This window comes from Cryobacterium sp. TMS1-20-1, assembly GCF_004402355.1.
Lineage (GTDB): Bacteria > Actinomycetota > Actinomycetes > Actinomycetales > Microbacteriaceae > Cryobacterium > Cryobacterium levicorallinum.
The window spans coordinates 134,188-148,994 of record NZ_SOGF01000044.1; the positions used below are offsets into that span (position 1 = coordinate 134,188).

Below are 14,807 nucleotides of genomic sequence, written 5' to 3' on the forward strand. Positions count from 1 at the left end.
TTGGCCCGCGACGGAGACCCATGGACCTCAGCACTGTGACGCACGTCACCTCCGCTCGACAGCGGAGCGACCTCGCCGCGCTCGGTCCGACCGTCGTGCCGCTGGCCGGCGGATCCGAGCTGTTCGCCGACCCGCGCGCCCACCTCAGGGGTTTGGTCGACCTGCACACCTTCGGGTGGCGCGCGCTGACCATCACGGACGACGGCCTCGAGATTGCCGCGACCTGCACCTTCACCGAACTCTCCCAGTTGCCGATGCGGGAGGGCTGGGCGGCGCATCCGCTGTTCTATCAGTGCTGCACGGCCCTGTTCGGCTCGTTCAAGGTCTGGAATGTTGCCACGATCGGCGGCAACCTGGCCACCTCTCTGCCGGCTGGCCCCATGATCACTCTCGCCGTCGCGCTCGACGCGGAGGTTCTGGTCTGGCGTGCTGGTGGGCGCGATGAGGTCGTTCCGGCCCGTTCGTTTGTCACGGGAAACATGACCAACGTGCTCGCACCCGGTGATGTGTTGCGCTCTATTCACGTTCCGCTCGCCGCGTTGCAGTCGCAGACGGCATATCGCAAGATCGCCCTGTCGCCGCTCGGACGCTCGGGCGCGGTGCTCGCCGGGCGGCTCGATGCCGACGGTCTGTTCGTGCTCACGGTCACGGCGGCGACGCTGCATCCGGTGCAATTGCGGTACCCGGAGCTACCCGCCGCCGAGGTGCTGGCCGGCGATATTGCCGCGATCGACTGCTGGTTCACGGATGCCCACGGCGCCGCCGACTGGCGACGTGCGATGGGACTGTTGCTCGGCGAAGAAATTCGCGCTGAACTTGTTGGAGGTCTCGCATGACGCTGGAACGGGTCGCAACGGTCGGCACGGTCCTTTTCGAGGTCAACGGCAGCCCGGTCGAGGCGACGCCCCAACCCGGCCAGTGCCTGCGCACCCTGCTGCGCGACCACGAACACTTCGAGGTGAAGAAGGGCTGCGACACCGGCGACTGCGGCGCCTGCACGGTTCAGGTCGACGGCACGCCCGTGCACTCCTGCATCTACCCGGCCTACCGGGCAGCCGGCAAGCAGATCACGACCGCGGCCGGCCTCGGCCAGCCCGGCAACCTCGCGCCGGTGCAGCAGCGCTTCGTCGACGCCGCCGGGTTTCAGTGCGGCTTCTGCACACCCGGCATGGTCGTCACCGCCGCCGCCATCGAAGCGGATGCCGACACCACCCGTGCAAACGGCGTCGACGCCAGCTTGAGCACCGACCCCGACGAACTTCCCCGCCTGCTCAAGGGAAACCTCTGCCGCTGCACCGGTTACCGTTCGATCAATGACGCCATTCGCGGCCAGCACACCCCGCCGGCGGGCTCCTGCCACGTCGCCCCGGAGCGCGAGCACGCCGAAACGTCCAGCCTCGGACCGGTGCGCACGACCGGCCGGGCCACTCCCGAGCCGGCTTCGGCTGGTGCGGGTTCGACCGGATCGGCCTCGACCGGACGGGTCAGGGCGAGCGAGTCCACGACGGGACACTCCACCACGAGCCGCACGATCGGCCCGGTTGGCACCTCCGCCGGCGCGATCGCCGGGGAGCGCGTCGTGAGCGGGCTCGAGCCGTACACCCTCGACGTTTCCGTTGCCGGACTGCTGCACCTCGCGGTGCTCGGGAGTCCGCACGCGCACGCGCGCATCCGCTCCCTTGATGCGTCGAAAGCAGCCAGGCTGCCCGGGGTGCACCGCGTGCTCACCCATGCCGACTCCCCCACGACCCTGTTTTCGACCGCGCGGCACGAGAGCCGGTTCGACGACCCCGACGACACCCTGATCTTCGACCAGACCCTGCGTTTTCGCGGGCAGCGCGTGGCAGCGGTCGTCGCCGACTCGGTCGCGATCGCCGAGGCCGCCTGCCGACTGATCGACGTCGAGTACGAGGTGCTCGATGCCGTATTCGACCCTCGGCTGGCTGCCCTGCCGGGTGCCCCGCTGGTGCACGGCGACAAGGACCCGGTCGTGTCACGACTGGCCGACCCGGGGCGCAACCTCGTCGCCGAACTGCACGGCGAATTCGGTGACGTTGCGGCCGGACTCGCCGAGGCGACCACCGTTATCTCGGGCAGCTGGCAGACCCAACGCATTTCGCACACCCACCTCGAAACCCACGGCACGATCGGCTGGATCGACGGCGACCGGCTGGTGCTGCGCACGAGCTCGCAGGTTCCGTTTTTGGTGCAGAAGGAGATCTGCCGGCTGTTCGACCTCGACCCGGCCGGAGTGCGGGTGTTCACGGCCCGGGTCGGCGGCGGTTTCGGCGGCAAGCAGGAGCTGCTCACCGAAGACCTCGTCACCCTCGCAGTACTCAGTACCGGCCAGCCGGTACAGTACGAATTCACCCGCACCGACGAGCTCACGATCGCCCCGGTGCGGCATCCGTTTGCGATCGACGTGACCCTCGGCGCCACGGCCGATGGCCGCCTCACCGCCCTGAAACTGAGCGTGCTCGCCGACACCGGCGCCTATGGCAACCACGGCCCGGGCGTGATGTTCCACGGCACGAATGAGTCCGTCGCGCTCTACAACGTGCCCAACAAAAGAGTGGATGCCCAGAGCGTCTACACGAACAACCCGCCGTCGGGCGCCTTCCGCGGCTACGGCCTCGGCCAGATTATCTTCGCGATCGAAAGCGCGCTCGACGACCTGGCCCGGGAACTCGAGATGGACCCGTTCGAACTGCGCCGACTCAATTCGGTGCAGCCCGGCGACCCGCTCGTGGTCACGCACGAGGAAGGGCCCGACCTCGTCTTCGGAAGCTACGGCCTCGACCAGTGCCTCGACCTCGCCGAGTCGGCGCTGGGGCGCGGCAACCGGGCCGTCGTTCCGGTCGGTGCAAAGTGGAAAGTCGGCTCCGGCATGGCGTCGTCGATGATCGCGACCACGCCGCCACGCGGCCACCGCTCGCAGGCATCCGTTCAGCTACTTGCTGGCGGACGCTATCTGGTGCGGGTCGGCACGACCGAGTTCGGCAACGGCACTACGACCGTGCACGCGCAGATCGCGGCGACGGCGCTGCACACGTCTGTCGACCGCATCGATTTGGTGCACTCCGACACGGATGCTGCCGGTTACGATTCCGGCGCGTTCGGCTCGGCCGGGGTCGTCGTCGCCGGCAAAGCCGTGCTCGCCGCGGCGACCGCGCTGGCCGAATCCCTGGTCGGGGCAGCGGCATCGTGCAGCGGTCTCAGTGAGGTGGATTGGCAGCTTGAACGGGAGGGGCTGCGTGCGACGGGTGCGGTCGTCACCCTGGACGACCTCGCAGCCTGGGCCGCGGCCAACGACGTCGACCTCACAGCGATGCGCCGCGAAGACGGAGCGCTGCGCTCGCTCGCCTTCAACGTGCACGCGTTTCGAGTGGCCGTGAACACCGACACCGGCGAGGTGCGCATTCTGCAGTCGATCCAGGCCGCCGATGCCGGCTTCGTGATGAACCCCGAGCAGTGTCGCGGACAGATCGAAGGCGGAGTCGCGCAGGCGCTCGGCACCGCCCTGTTCGAAGAGATCGTGCTCGACGGCGCCGGAGCGGTGACGACGCGGGTGCTGCGCAACTACCACGTGCCCCAGCTCGTGGATCTGCCGGTCACCGAGGTGTACTTTGCCGAAAGCCACGACGTGCTCGGGCCCTTCGGTGCCAAGTCGATGAGCGAGTCAACCTACAACCCGGTCGCGCCGGCGCTGGCCAATGCGATACGCGACGCGATCGGCATCCGTCCGACCGAGTTGCCCATGTCCCGTGACCGGATCTGGCGTCTGCTGCACGGCTGAGCGGATGCGCGGCCCGGCTCGAGCAGGGTAGCTCGCGCCGATCGATGGCGGTCTCGGCCAGCTCGACCAACGCAGCGGGTCGCGGCCCCGAAACCGGCTCGCGCCAGTCGATGGCGGTCTCGGCCACCGGACAGGCGGCCGACCCGAGCGAGCCGACCATCTCGCTGATCGAGCTCGCCGCGATCACCATACGACCGACCGCCGCAATCTCAACGAACGCGGGGCAGCTCTCCCGCGACCTGCCGGGCCGCATATTTCGGCGGGATCACGCGGCGTATCAGGCAGGTTTCCGAACCCTCGAATGGGACGAATCCGATTTCAGTAGGATAAAAACAGGCTTTACGCGGCACGTTGCAGACACCATGCCGGCCGGGAACTCGCATAACGGGCTGGTCGAGAACATACCGGCAGGACAACGAGAAATCTCGCCGCAAACGGTCAAAATTGCCGATTTCGACGCCAGAACACGATAATATCCGTAGATATGTACGAATCAACGGGTAGCGCGGTCTTTCGCGGCCACATTTTTCACATAGCCGGCGCTCCCACAGTGGCGCAGGCCCATTCGCAGCTCGTTTCGGTGCCCGACGGGGCCCTCGTCACGGCCGACGACGGCACGATCGCCTGGGTCGGCCCCTTCAACGAGCTGCCGGCCGCGTTCACTGCACTGCCGGTGACCCGAACCGGGTTCATCCTGCCGGGTTTCGTCGACACCCACATTCATTTTCCGCAGACCTACACAACGGATGCTTACGGTGGCGGCCAGCTGCTCGAATGGCTCGACGAGTGCGTCTTCCCGGCCGAGTCGCGGCTGGAAGACCCGGGTTTTGCCCGGCAGGTGGCGCGCGATTTCACGCGGCGGCGGGCATCCGTCGGTACGACCAGCGCCCTCGTGTTCGGCTCGGCGTTTGCGCCGGCTCAGGACGCCCTGTTCGAAGAAACGCAGAAGGCCGGCCTTCGCTTGGTGAGCGGGCGCGGCATCCAGACCGTCGGCACCGACTCCGCCAAGGCGCTGATCACGAGCGAGCAGGCCGCGATCGAGCTCACGGCGGCCGAAATCGACCGTTGGCACGCCGTCGACACCGGTGACGCCCAGACCGCGCTGCTGCAGGTCGCGATCGTGCCCCGGTTCAGTCTGTCAGTGACGCCGACAACCCTCGCAGGCCTCGGCGAGCTCTACGACTCGGTGCGCGGGCGAGGCGTGTACTTTCACAGTCACCTCAACGAAAACGACCGGCCGGGCACGGGAGAGATCGACGCGGTGCGCTCGGTGTTCGGCACGAAAACCTACCTCGACACCTACGACGGATGCTTCCTGCCGGGCTCCGCCCGCGGCGGCTCGTCGCTGCTTGGCCGCCGCAGCATCCTCGCCCACGCCGTGCACTGCCAGAATTCGGAGCTCGCCCGCCTCGCCGACACCGGCACGTCGATCGCGCACTGCCCGACCTCGCAGGCGTTCCTCGGCTCCGGCACCATGCCGTGGCGGCGCACGACCGGGTTCGGGGTGAACGTCGCGATTGGAACGGATGTCGGTGGCGGCGACGAATGGCTCGTCGCGCGGGTGCTCAACGACTGCTACAAATCGCACCTGTCCGAGCCCGGCGACGCCGGAGTGGCACTCGACCCGGCCGCGCTGCTGTTCACCGGCACACTCGCCGGGGCCCGCGCGCTCGATATGGAGGCCCGATTCGGCAACTTCGACCTCGGCAAGGATGCGGATTTTCTGCTGATCGACCCGGACCGCTGGGAACCGCTCGCACTCGTGCTGGCGAACGCCGTGCGCGCCGACGACGCGGTGCTGGCCGCCGAGCAGACCCTGTTCGCGCTGCTGCTCGCCCTGCGCGAGCCCGCGATCACCGGGGTTTACGTTCGTGGCCGCCGGGTGAGCGTGGAGTAGTCGAGCCGGGTAGCGCATCCGCTCGTCAAGCCGTGAGTTTCAGCCCATTTTTCGTGATTTTGAGGCCAAGTCTCACGGCTCGGCACGGGTCAGCTACCGCGATGGTGGAGTACGCGAACGGGGCGAGCAGCAGGGCCACGTGATAGTGCTCCGACAGGTCGGCGGTCGCAGAGCGCTGGGGCGGCGAGAGTCAGCATGGGGCCCACTTACCTCACCACGGCGCCTCGAGTTCGTCGAGATCGTCGTAGATGCTGGTGATGGCCGCGATGCGGGTGCGGGTCACGCGCACGTGCGCGCCCATGGCGCCGGTCGCGAGCAGGTTGATCAGGCTCATCGCGGTGGCATAACTGTCGAATGCGCTGGCGCTGTCGATCGGGCATTCGAGCCAGACGGCGGCGCCGTCGGCGTGCCGCCGGGCGGAGGAGTCGGCGATCAGCACGAGGGGAATCCCGCGCCGCTCGATCGCCGCGACCAGCTGCCCGAACCCGGCCGTGCGGCGCCGGAATCCGAACAATACGACGACATCGTGCGCGCCGAGCCCGGCCAGATCCTCACCGATCGACTGCCCGGGCAACGGCGCGAGCCGCACATTGTCGCAGGCCTGGGCGAGCTGCTGACGCAGGTGCAGGGCGAGCGGGTAGCTGTTGCGCAGCCCGATCACGACGACGTTGCCGGCGTGCGCGATCAGCCGCGCCGCGGCATCCAGCCGGCCGTCTTCGAGATTCTGCAGCAGCTGGCGCAGGTTCTCCTGCTCCCCCGCAAGGTGCGCCGCGAGGCGCGACGGCGTTCCAGCGGATGCCCCCGGCCCGCCCACCGGGGCCCCGTTGCGGCGCAGGGTACGCGCGTGTTCGCGCACCTCGGCCGAATCCTGAAAGCCGAGCCGGCGGAACAGCCGCGACACGGTCGCCTTGGAGACCCCGCTGAGCCGGGCCAGTTCGGTGGCGTTGTAGACGGCCAGGTCGCTCAGATGATCGAGGATGAAGTCCGCCACCCGCTGCTCCTGCGGCGACAAGTCGCCGTACTGCCCGTCGATGCGCTGTCCGATGTTCATGGTGGCGGTCACTGCGCTGCCGGGTCGGTGTCGAGCCGGTCGGACGCGCACCGGTCGGCTTCGCGCAGGTCTGACGTGTGCCGGTCCGAATCGTGCCGGTCGGAATCGTGCCAGTCCGAATCGTGCCGGTCGGAGCGATTCTGGTCTGGGTCGTACCCACCGGTATGCCGTCCGGTGGCTCGGCCACTCCGGTCGGAATCACCGCGAAAATCGAGCAGACCGCAGGCCCGCGCATCGAACTCGGAATCCATCTCCTCGGCGTCATACTGCTCGGCCAGGGCGAGCACTGCGGCCTCGAAGGAATCGAGCGCCAGCGCCACATCGGCCTCGGTGACCGACTCGTCGGGGTGGTGGCTGACGCCGCCGCGACACCGTACGAGCAGCATGCCGATGTCGGTCAGCGCCGCCAGCGCCATGGCGTCATGCCCGGCCATCGAAAACGGGGTCGGCGGCAGGCCGCCATCGCGAGCGTCGGAATGCGCGGCGGCCCCCTCGATCACGAGGTTGAACCGCCGGGCCCCGGCGATCGAGGAGGCGACGCCGAGGGCGAGGCCGCTGTCGTCGAGCACCGGACCCTGTTCGATGTGCGCCTCGAGGTCGCCGATGAGGTTGGCCGGAGTTCGCGCGGCTGCACCGATCAACGCCGGATCCAGCCCGAACGACCGGTAGGCCGCCTCGAGGCGCACACCGTTCCGGTCGCGCAACTCCCACGACTCGGCCTGCCAGGTTCCGGCGAGGGCACGGCTGCCCAGCACCGCGGTGCGTTCGGCCACAGCCACGGCGCGCAGCACCCGGGGAGCGGCGTCGATCGGGCCCGGACCCAGGAGAAGCCGCGCTGGCGGGTTGATCGGAAGGCTGGAAATGTGTTTCACTCCCTCGGCATGGTGAAACCAAAGTTTCAGGTGGCCAGTTTAGGCAGCAGAGGTTTCCGGCGCGTTACGTACCTGTCGCAGCTGCCATCCTGGGCCTGAAAATCGAACGAGTACGAGCTTCCGGACTCGATGTCGCGCACTAGGCATCCAGAGTCCAGCGGAATGTGACGACCCTTTTCGCGTTATTTCGTTCCCGAACCCGGGGGTGTTGTCACTCGATGCTCGCTGTGATCTACCACGTCTGGTTCCGCTCGCAGGGCGTCGGCGATCTCTTCCTCCGGACGCGGCGCGATGGTCTGGTCGACCTCGAGCTGTGGGATGGAAGGCTCACCCGGGCCGGGAACGTGGCGCTGAGGGGAATGTTCGAAGTGGAGGGACACGGCGAATCCTTCGGTCGGTAACATTCACAGCGTATGCGATTTTACGGCGGAGTAGCCAGGTTTCGAGCACATCGCTACGGCTGCGATCAGCCTGTGCCACCCAACGTCAAGGATCTCGTCGCCGGAGTCCCTGGTGAGCACACCCACGTCGCGCGCAGGGCTGGAGTGGGCGGGGCAGAGCCAGGGACACATCCGCTCGCCGAGCCGTGAGTCTTGGGGCCAAAACGGCACAAAACAGGCCCAAACCTCACGTCTCGGAGCCCGAAACTCACGGCTCGGCGGAGCCCCGTAGTTGAACATGGCGCCACGCCTCGGCTCGTGAACCCTACGATGGCAGACATGCACAAGCCGCCAGCACCCAACCACGTGGCCGGACTCGTGCTCGCCGCTGGTGCTGGCTCCCGCTATGGCATGCCCAAGGCGCTCGTGCACGATGCCTCTGGCCGATCTTGGCTGCAGAACGCCGTCGACGTGCTCGCGGCCGCCGGGTGTTCCCCGGTCATCGTCGTGCTCGGCGCTCGCGGTGCCGAGGCCGCGGCGCTGCTCAAAACGGATCCCTTGGCCTCAAGGGACGATGCGCGAGCCCGCAGCACGAACCGGCCAACAGCATCCGTTTTGGTCGTGCAGGCCGACGATTGGGCCGAAGGACTCTCGGCCTCCCTGCGCGCCGGCCTGCGCTGCGCCCTCGACCACCCCGAGCTCACGGCTATCGCGGTCGTTCCCGTTGACGTACCCGATCTGAACGCGGCGACGGTGGCTCGCCTGATCGGCAGGACCAACGAGACGACGGATGCGCCCGGCTCCGCCGTCGCGTCGGCCGGCACACTGCGTCAGGCCCGGTTTACCGGCCAGCCGGGGCATCCCGTGGTGATCGGCCGGTCGCACTGGGCGTCCCTCCTCGAGACTCTCGCCGGCGATTCCGGCGCGCGACCCTATCTGCGCGCGCACGACGTCGAAGCGGTCGAGTGTGGCGACCTCGGCACCGGGGCCGACGTCGACCGGCCCCGCGAACCACCGGGCCCACCTTCGGAACATGGGCCCATGATCTAACCTGGGCCCACGTTCCGGGCCCGGAACAAATGGTGAGGTCCCGAACCCTCGTGGCTCAACGAAACTGAGCCTGAACTACCCCCGCGCCACCACCCGCGTCAGCGCCGCGTAGGCACGCGCCGCGCCCGGCTGCACGGTCAGCGACACCGCGAGGGCGTCGAGACGGGCGCGCGTTTCGCCGGCGAGGTGCAGCATCCGCTCACAGGCGTCGCGCAACGCGAGAACGGTTGCGGTATTGGGGGGCAGCGAGGTGCCGAAGCCCGCCGCGTCGAGGGCGGCCGCGCCGGCGAACTGGTCCGTGGAGAACGGCAGCACAACGAGCGGCACGCCTGCCGTCATCGCCTCAGTCACCGAATTGTTGCCCCCGTGCGTCACCGCGAGCACGGCCTCCTGCAGCAGGCGCACCTGCGGCAGAAACCCGCGCACCAGCCAGGAATCAGGAATGGGGCCGAGCGTGGCGGGGTCGGTCGCTCCGACAGCCATGGCCACCCGCACCGGCAGCCCGCTCAGGGCCTCGGCGACGCGCGCGAGCACATCACCGCGCACCGAGAGAAAACTTCCGAAGCTCACGTAGACGACGGGCCGAGAATCCGCCGCCAGCCAGGCTTCAACCTCGGGGTCGACGGCCTCGGAGCGCACCGCCGAACCGAGAAACCGGTGGGGTGGAAGCTGGTCCGTGCGCGCCGACGAGTGCAGTTCGCCCGGATAGTTGAGCAGCAGCAGGTCCCCGCACTCCTGAAAGGCATCGAGGGTCGGTGCCGCGGACGGATCGAGTTCAAAAAGCGCGTCGTTCCACTGAGCGGTGAACGAGTCGCGAACGGCCGCACACTGCAGCTCGAGCAGCGCCAACTCGCCAACGTCGGGCGAGAACTCGGCGGGCCAGGCCGGCGGGTAACCGTAGATCTCCGAGCCGACGGGCAGGGCAGACGGATGCCCGAGCACCACATCGGCGTGCGGCACGCCCGCACTGAGTAGCCCGAGCCGGGCGCTGAAGGCGAGGTGGTCAACGATCACCTGGTCGGGCTGCACTCGTTCGACGATGCGCTGCACCTCGCGGGCGATCGCGACCGGGTTATAGAGCAGGTCGCTGCTGCGGGCCTCAGCCTGAAAGAGCAGCGTATCGACCATTCCGCGGCGGGTGGCGTCGAAAAACCCGCGCAGGGCGTCATCTTCGCCGGCGGGCTGCTGCTTGACCCGGATGGTGCCGGGGTTGGAACCGCGGCCCAGCTGCAGGTTCTCCCGTTCGAACCCGAACGCGGCCACAATGTCGGCCGTTGCCGGTCCGCTCGCCACCACGACGCGTTCGCCGGCCTGCGCCCAAGCGGTGCCGAGCGTCGCGAGCGGGTACAGGTGCGAGGCGTAGTCGGGGCTAATGATGAGCAGGGTCATGAGACGCTCAGCTCCCAGGCGACCGGCTCGGTCGCCACGGCGACGTCCCGGTAGACCGAACCGAGTGTGCTCGCCATGGCTTCGATCGTGAAGTTGTCGGCCACCATGCGCCGGGCCAGGTCGGCGTACTCGCCGCCGTGCACTCCGGCCGCCACGGCGAGGGCATCGCGGATGCCAAAACCGAGAGCCTGCGCGTCGCCGGTGTCGACCAGAAAACCGGTCACGCCATTCTCGACGTAGGTGGCCGGTCCGCCGCCGTTCGGCGCGACGACCGCGAGGCCGGTCGCCATCGCCTCGAGCAGCGCGATGCCGAACTCCTCCTTCATGCTCGCGCAGACATACACACCGAACGGCGCAGCGAGCCCGGGGCGGCCGTAGCGGATCGCGGCCAGCCAGCGGGCGACCGTGTCGTTGGCGCGATGCCCGGCCAGGAGCAGGCCGTGGGCCGCAGCGTCGTCACGATTCGCGCCAGACAGGGAACGGGCCATGCGCGCCAGCTCAATGCCCTCATCAAAGGACGGATGCTCCAAATCACCGCCCACAATCAGCAGGTTGCAGCGCTCCTGCAGGGTCGGGTCCCCGGTCCAGGCTTCGACCAGGGCCGCCATTCCCTTGACGCGGTGCAGCCGGCCGACGCTGATCAGCAGCGGCAGTCCGCGCCGGGACGGCGGAAGGGTGCCCAGCAGCGCGTCGAGCTGGTCGAAGGCAAGCGCGGCGGACGCAGCGCGAGCATCGTCCATATTCGTGCGGTCGATGCGGTCAAGGTCGTGGTCGTGGTCGTGGTCGAAGTGATCATTCGGGTCCTGATCGTGGCTGAGGTCGTCGTCGCTGGCGACCAAACCGCTCACGCCGGACTGGCTAAGCGATGCCAGGGCATCCGTTCGGGCACGGTCGATCACCGCGAGGTCGATACCCTCCGGAATGACCGAGTGTCGTTCCGGGTGTGCGTCAATGTCGATTCCAATCAGGCGCTCAATGTCCTGCTGCAGGTGCGGGCGCGGAAAAAGCACGGTGTGCGCGGCATCCGCGGCGAGTCGCTGCACCAGGCGGGCACGAAACCAGAAATGTTCGACCGCATCAACCTCGCCGAAGTTCGTTCGGGTGAGCGCGCCACTCGATTCGAGCGAGTCGATCACGCCGTGCGGGTCGGGGGCCACGGTGAAGACGACCGGAATGTCCAGGTCGCGGGCTACGGTCGCGGCGGCGAGGCTGCCGACATCGGCCATGCGGAGGTGAATCGCGTCGACGACTCCGGCCGAGCGCAGGATGCGCCGAATGCCGCGTTGCGCTGCGACCCGCCGAGGCCAGGAGTCGATCGACGGCACCGGACCACCGACGAACGGAACCGCCGCGAAGGAGTGCCCGCGCCGGGTCGCTCCGACGTCGGCCAGTCCATCAAGCGCTGACTCGTGGCTGCCGCGGGACATGGTGATGACCCGATCGACCCGATCTTCGCGGCCCGTCCCGAGACGGCTTCCGACAAACGGCGCACGCAAAGCGGATGCCGCGGCGCTCTCCGTTCCTCTGCCTCGGCCGGCCGGCTCGGCGACGAGGGCGTCACCGAGCCGCACCAGCAGGGTCGCGATGCCGCCGTTGTCGCCAGCACCGACCTGGGAAAGTTCACCATCGATGTCGGCATGCAGAAAGAGCTGAGCGATCGTGGCGCCCTGGCGCCAGGGCGGGGGTGGTGCGGTCGTCGCCGTCAGGTCGAACAGGGCCAGCCGGGCAACGGCGGCGAGTTCGCTCGCATTGTCGTCCTGAGAGAGGACGCTCAGTAATTCGAGCACAGCTTCGCTCGGGGATCGGTCACCCAGGCCGGCGATGGCGGCGGCGCGAGCGGGCAGGCTCTCGGCACGGTCCGTGGCCACCCGACGCAGCAACCGCTCGGGAATGCGGCCAGGCATGAGGCCGATGGTCTCGATGAGGCGGGTGCGGGCATCCGTTTCGGTCATGCCGAGCAGGGAACCTTCGAGGAACAGGGCCACCTGATCGGCGGCCGAAGATCCCCACTGTTCCAGAGTGCGCTGGGCGAGCATGCCGGTAAAGCCGCCCTGCCGAACGAGCGTGACGAGGTCGGCGATGGCGTCATAGCGCGGCAGGCGGGTGCCGAAGGCCCAGGCGGAGTGCTCACGCAGAAAAGCCGAGTCGTGGTGCAGCAAGGCAACAAGCACCTCGTCAGCGGAGTCGTCGAAGACCTGGGCCAGGGCGTGCACTGCGGCGATGGCGGTGAGCTGGTCGCTCGGATCGGTCGCGGCTTGTGCCAGCAGGCGCACAGCCCGGGCGCCCCCATCGCGGCTGGCTGCCACGGTGAGGTCGTCGGCGCGTCGAATTCCCTCGAGCAGCGTTGCGGCGGATCGTTGTTCGTCGAGTGCGGTGTGGGTAGCCATTGACTGCTCCTTTTCGTTAAACTCGTCGAATCAATCGTGGCGATTCGGGGTTGCCACGAGCGAACATGGGTGAATTTCGGAACTTTGGGTGCGAGAGGTCGAGGATCCCGAACACGAAAGCGAACGAAACAGGTATAGCTAGCCTAGCTAGCTAATTCCCCATTCGCCATCATTGCATGAATGAGGGCGCCAGGGCTGACAGAGTGCCCTGATCGGTGCCGAGCACTCAAGACAAAAAAGAACCATGCCCCAGTGAATGGGGCATGGCTCTATCTGTTTATATCTGCAAATGTCGGGTTTAGCCGAACAGGGCCGTCACCTTCGCGAGTGTCTGAGAAATGCCAAAGGCCAGCGGGATCCCTACCAGCGCCCAAGCCACAATGACTTTTAGAACCTTCATGCGTGCGCCTTCCAAGCTGTTGCACCGACGAGCGGCTTTTCGGGTTCGTGAAAGTCGGTGTGAACCGGTCGCACGAAAAGGTTCGCCACAAAGCCAACAACGAGCAGCCCAACCATGGTGAGCAGGGCCGGCTGATAGGCCGCGGCAGTCAACTCACCCGGAGCGCCCTGAGCATCGAGGAACGAGTTGACAATGAGCGGACCGGCGATGCCGGCCGCTGACCAGGCCGTCAGCAGGCGACCATGGATGGCCCCCACCTGAAAGGTTCCGAACAAATCCCGCAGGTAGGCCGGAGCGGTAGCGAAACCGCCACCGTAAAAAGAAATGATGATGAAGGCCAGTACAACGTAGAGCGCCGTCGTACTCGATCCGACGAGCGCCAGCAGCACGTACAACACCATGCCAACGCCGAGGTACACCATGTAGATGTTCTTGCGTCCGGTCTTGTCCGACGTGGCCGACCAGGCGAATCGTCCGCCCATATTAGCGAGCGACAACAGGCCCACAAAGCCTCCGGCAACGGCCGCCGAGACCAGCGAGTTGCCGTCGCTCTGCCGGAAGAAGTCCTGGATCATCGGTGCGGCCTGCTCGAGAATGCCGATACCGGCCGTGACGTTGCAGAACAGGACGACCCAGAGCAGCCAGAACTGACGCGTGCGAATGGCGTTCCTGGCTGAAACGTGGTTGCTCGTGACGAGGGCCTTGACCCGCACCTTCGACGGATCGAAACCGGCCGGCACCCAATCAGCAGCTGGAACCTTGATCGTGAAAGCTCCGAACATCATGTACGCGAGATAGATCACGGCGAGGGTGAGAAAAAGCTTGCCCACGGAGTCGCCGCTCGCCACCCAGTTCGCTGCCCCGGAGTTGGGGTCATAGAAGCCGAGGAGCGCCGTCGACACTGGGCTGGCGATGAGGGCGCCGCCGCCGAAGCCCATGATGGCCATGCCGGTGGCGAGGCCCGGGCGGTCCGGAAACCACTTAATGAGCGTCGAAACGGGCGATATGTAGCCGATACCGAGGCCGATACCGCCGATGAAGCCGTAGCCGACATAGACCAGCCACAGCTGGTTCGTAAAGATTCCGAGCGAACCGATGAGGAATCCGCCCGACCAGAACAGAGCCGCGACGAACATGGCCTTGCGCGGCCCGTTGGTGTCGACCCAGGTACCCATGATGGCGGCCGACAGGCCGAGCATCACGATGGCGATTGAGAAGATCACCCCGATCTGCACCAGGCTGGCGTCAAAGTGCGCCACAAGCGCGGTCTTGTAAACACTCGTGGCGTAGGCCTGGCCAATGCAGAGGTGCACGGCGAGTGCGGCCGGCGGAATCAGCCAGCGGTTGAATCCGGGTGGGGCGATGGTGCGGTCTCGGTCGAGCCAGCTCATGGAGATATCCTTGCTGCCGGTATGGCGATAGCGACTCTGCTGTGCGTTTCGGCTGTCCACGATGGCCGTGGACGTACTCCGCAAACGGATTGACTTAACAGTCTGCGGAGGCAATCCTAGAGGATTCATCGAGCACATTTCGTTCCAAAATCTCGCCCATTTGGTAATTCGGGGGAATTCCCCCTGGCGGCAAG

At 67.3% G+C, this 14,807-nt stretch carries 11 protein-coding genes; 5 read left to right on the forward strand and 6 right to left on the reverse strand.

The features are described 5' to 3' along the window. The first annotated feature begins 20 nt into the window (after positions 1 to 20). Genes E3O45_RS09500 through E3O45_RS09515 form a run of 4 tightly spaced genes read left to right on the forward strand, consistent with a single transcriptional unit; the run spans position 21 to position 5,693 of the window. Positions 21 to 836, forward strand: coding sequence for a xanthine dehydrogenase family protein subunit M (locus E3O45_RS09500; RefSeq protein ID WP_134443171.1), 816 nt, complete (start codon positions 21 to 23; stop codon positions 834 to 836). Further along, a complete protein-coding gene (locus E3O45_RS09505; RefSeq protein WP_134443172.1) occupies positions 833 to 3,796 on the forward strand; it encodes a molybdopterin cofactor-binding domain-containing protein in 2,964 nt (987 codons plus the stop codon). The genes E3O45_RS09500 and E3O45_RS09505 overlap by 4 nt, the downstream gene beginning before the upstream one ends. Positions 3,797 to 3,840: 44 nt before the next feature. Further along, on the forward strand, positions 3,841 to 4,269 hold the full coding sequence (locus tag E3O45_RS09510) for a hypothetical protein (RefSeq protein ID WP_134443173.1): 429 nt from the start codon (positions 3,841 to 3,843) through the stop codon (positions 4,267 to 4,269). A gap of 11 nt (positions 4,270 to 4,280) precedes the next feature. After that, positions 4,281 to 5,693 carry an amidohydrolase family protein gene (locus E3O45_RS09515; protein WP_134443174.1) on the forward strand — a complete coding sequence of 471 codons (1,413 nt, stop codon included), beginning with the start codon at positions 4,281 to 4,283 and terminating at the stop codon, positions 5,691 to 5,693. A 211-nt stretch (positions 5,694 to 5,904) separates the two neighbouring features. On the opposite strand, the gene E3O45_RS09520 is transcribed toward E3O45_RS09515, so the two are convergent. The 3 genes from E3O45_RS09520 to E3O45_RS09530 all read right to left on the reverse strand — a co-directional run bounded on the left by E3O45_RS09520 (position 5,905) and on the right by E3O45_RS09530 (position 8,020). Then, positions 5,905 to 6,756: a MurR/RpiR family transcriptional regulator gene (locus E3O45_RS09520; protein WP_241978847.1), complete on the reverse strand. Its 852-nt coding sequence runs from the start codon at positions 6,754 to 6,756 to the stop codon at positions 5,905 to 5,907. Next, on the reverse strand, positions 6,753 to 7,616 hold the full coding sequence (locus tag E3O45_RS09525; protein WP_166789449.1) for a M20/M25/M40 family metallo-hydrolase: 864 nt from the start codon (positions 7,614 to 7,616) through the stop codon (positions 6,753 to 6,755). The genes E3O45_RS09520 and E3O45_RS09525 overlap by 4 nt, the downstream gene beginning before the upstream one ends. Before the next feature lie 182 nt (positions 7,617 to 7,798). Beyond that, the gene (locus E3O45_RS09530; protein WP_174843077.1) at positions 7,799 to 8,020 is read right to left on the reverse strand and encodes a hypothetical protein; all 222 of its coding nucleotides are present in this window, start codon (positions 8,018 to 8,020) and stop codon (positions 7,799 to 7,801) included. Positions 8,021 to 8,335: 315 nt separating this feature from the next. On the opposite strand from E3O45_RS09530, the gene E3O45_RS09535 reads away from it, so the two are divergent. Continuing rightward, a complete protein-coding gene (locus tag E3O45_RS09535; protein WP_134443176.1) occupies positions 8,336 to 9,046 on the forward strand; it encodes an NTP transferase domain-containing protein in 711 nt (236 codons plus the stop codon). Between the two features lie 75 nt (positions 9,047 to 9,121). Here the strand turns inward: E3O45_RS09535 and E3O45_RS09540 are convergent, their stop codons facing one another. From E3O45_RS09540 to E3O45_RS09550, 3 genes are all read right to left on the reverse strand, one after another. Next, entirely contained in the window at positions 9,122 to 10,435 is a 1,314-nt protein-coding gene (locus E3O45_RS09540; RefSeq protein WP_134443177.1) for a glycosyltransferase, read from the reverse strand. Then, positions 10,432 to 12,822, reverse strand: coding sequence for a glycosyltransferase (locus tag E3O45_RS09545; protein WP_134443178.1), 2,391 nt, complete (start codon positions 12,820 to 12,822; stop codon positions 10,432 to 10,434). Before E3O45_RS09545 ends, E3O45_RS09540 begins: the two co-directional genes overlap by 4 nt. 396 nt (positions 12,823 to 13,218) lie before the next feature. Further along, the gene (locus E3O45_RS09550) at positions 13,219 to 14,613 is read right to left on the reverse strand and encodes an OFA family MFS transporter (RefSeq protein WP_134443179.1); all 1,395 of its coding nucleotides are present in this window, start codon (positions 14,611 to 14,613) and stop codon (positions 13,219 to 13,221) included. Between the last annotated feature and the right edge of the window lie 194 nt (positions 14,614 to 14,807).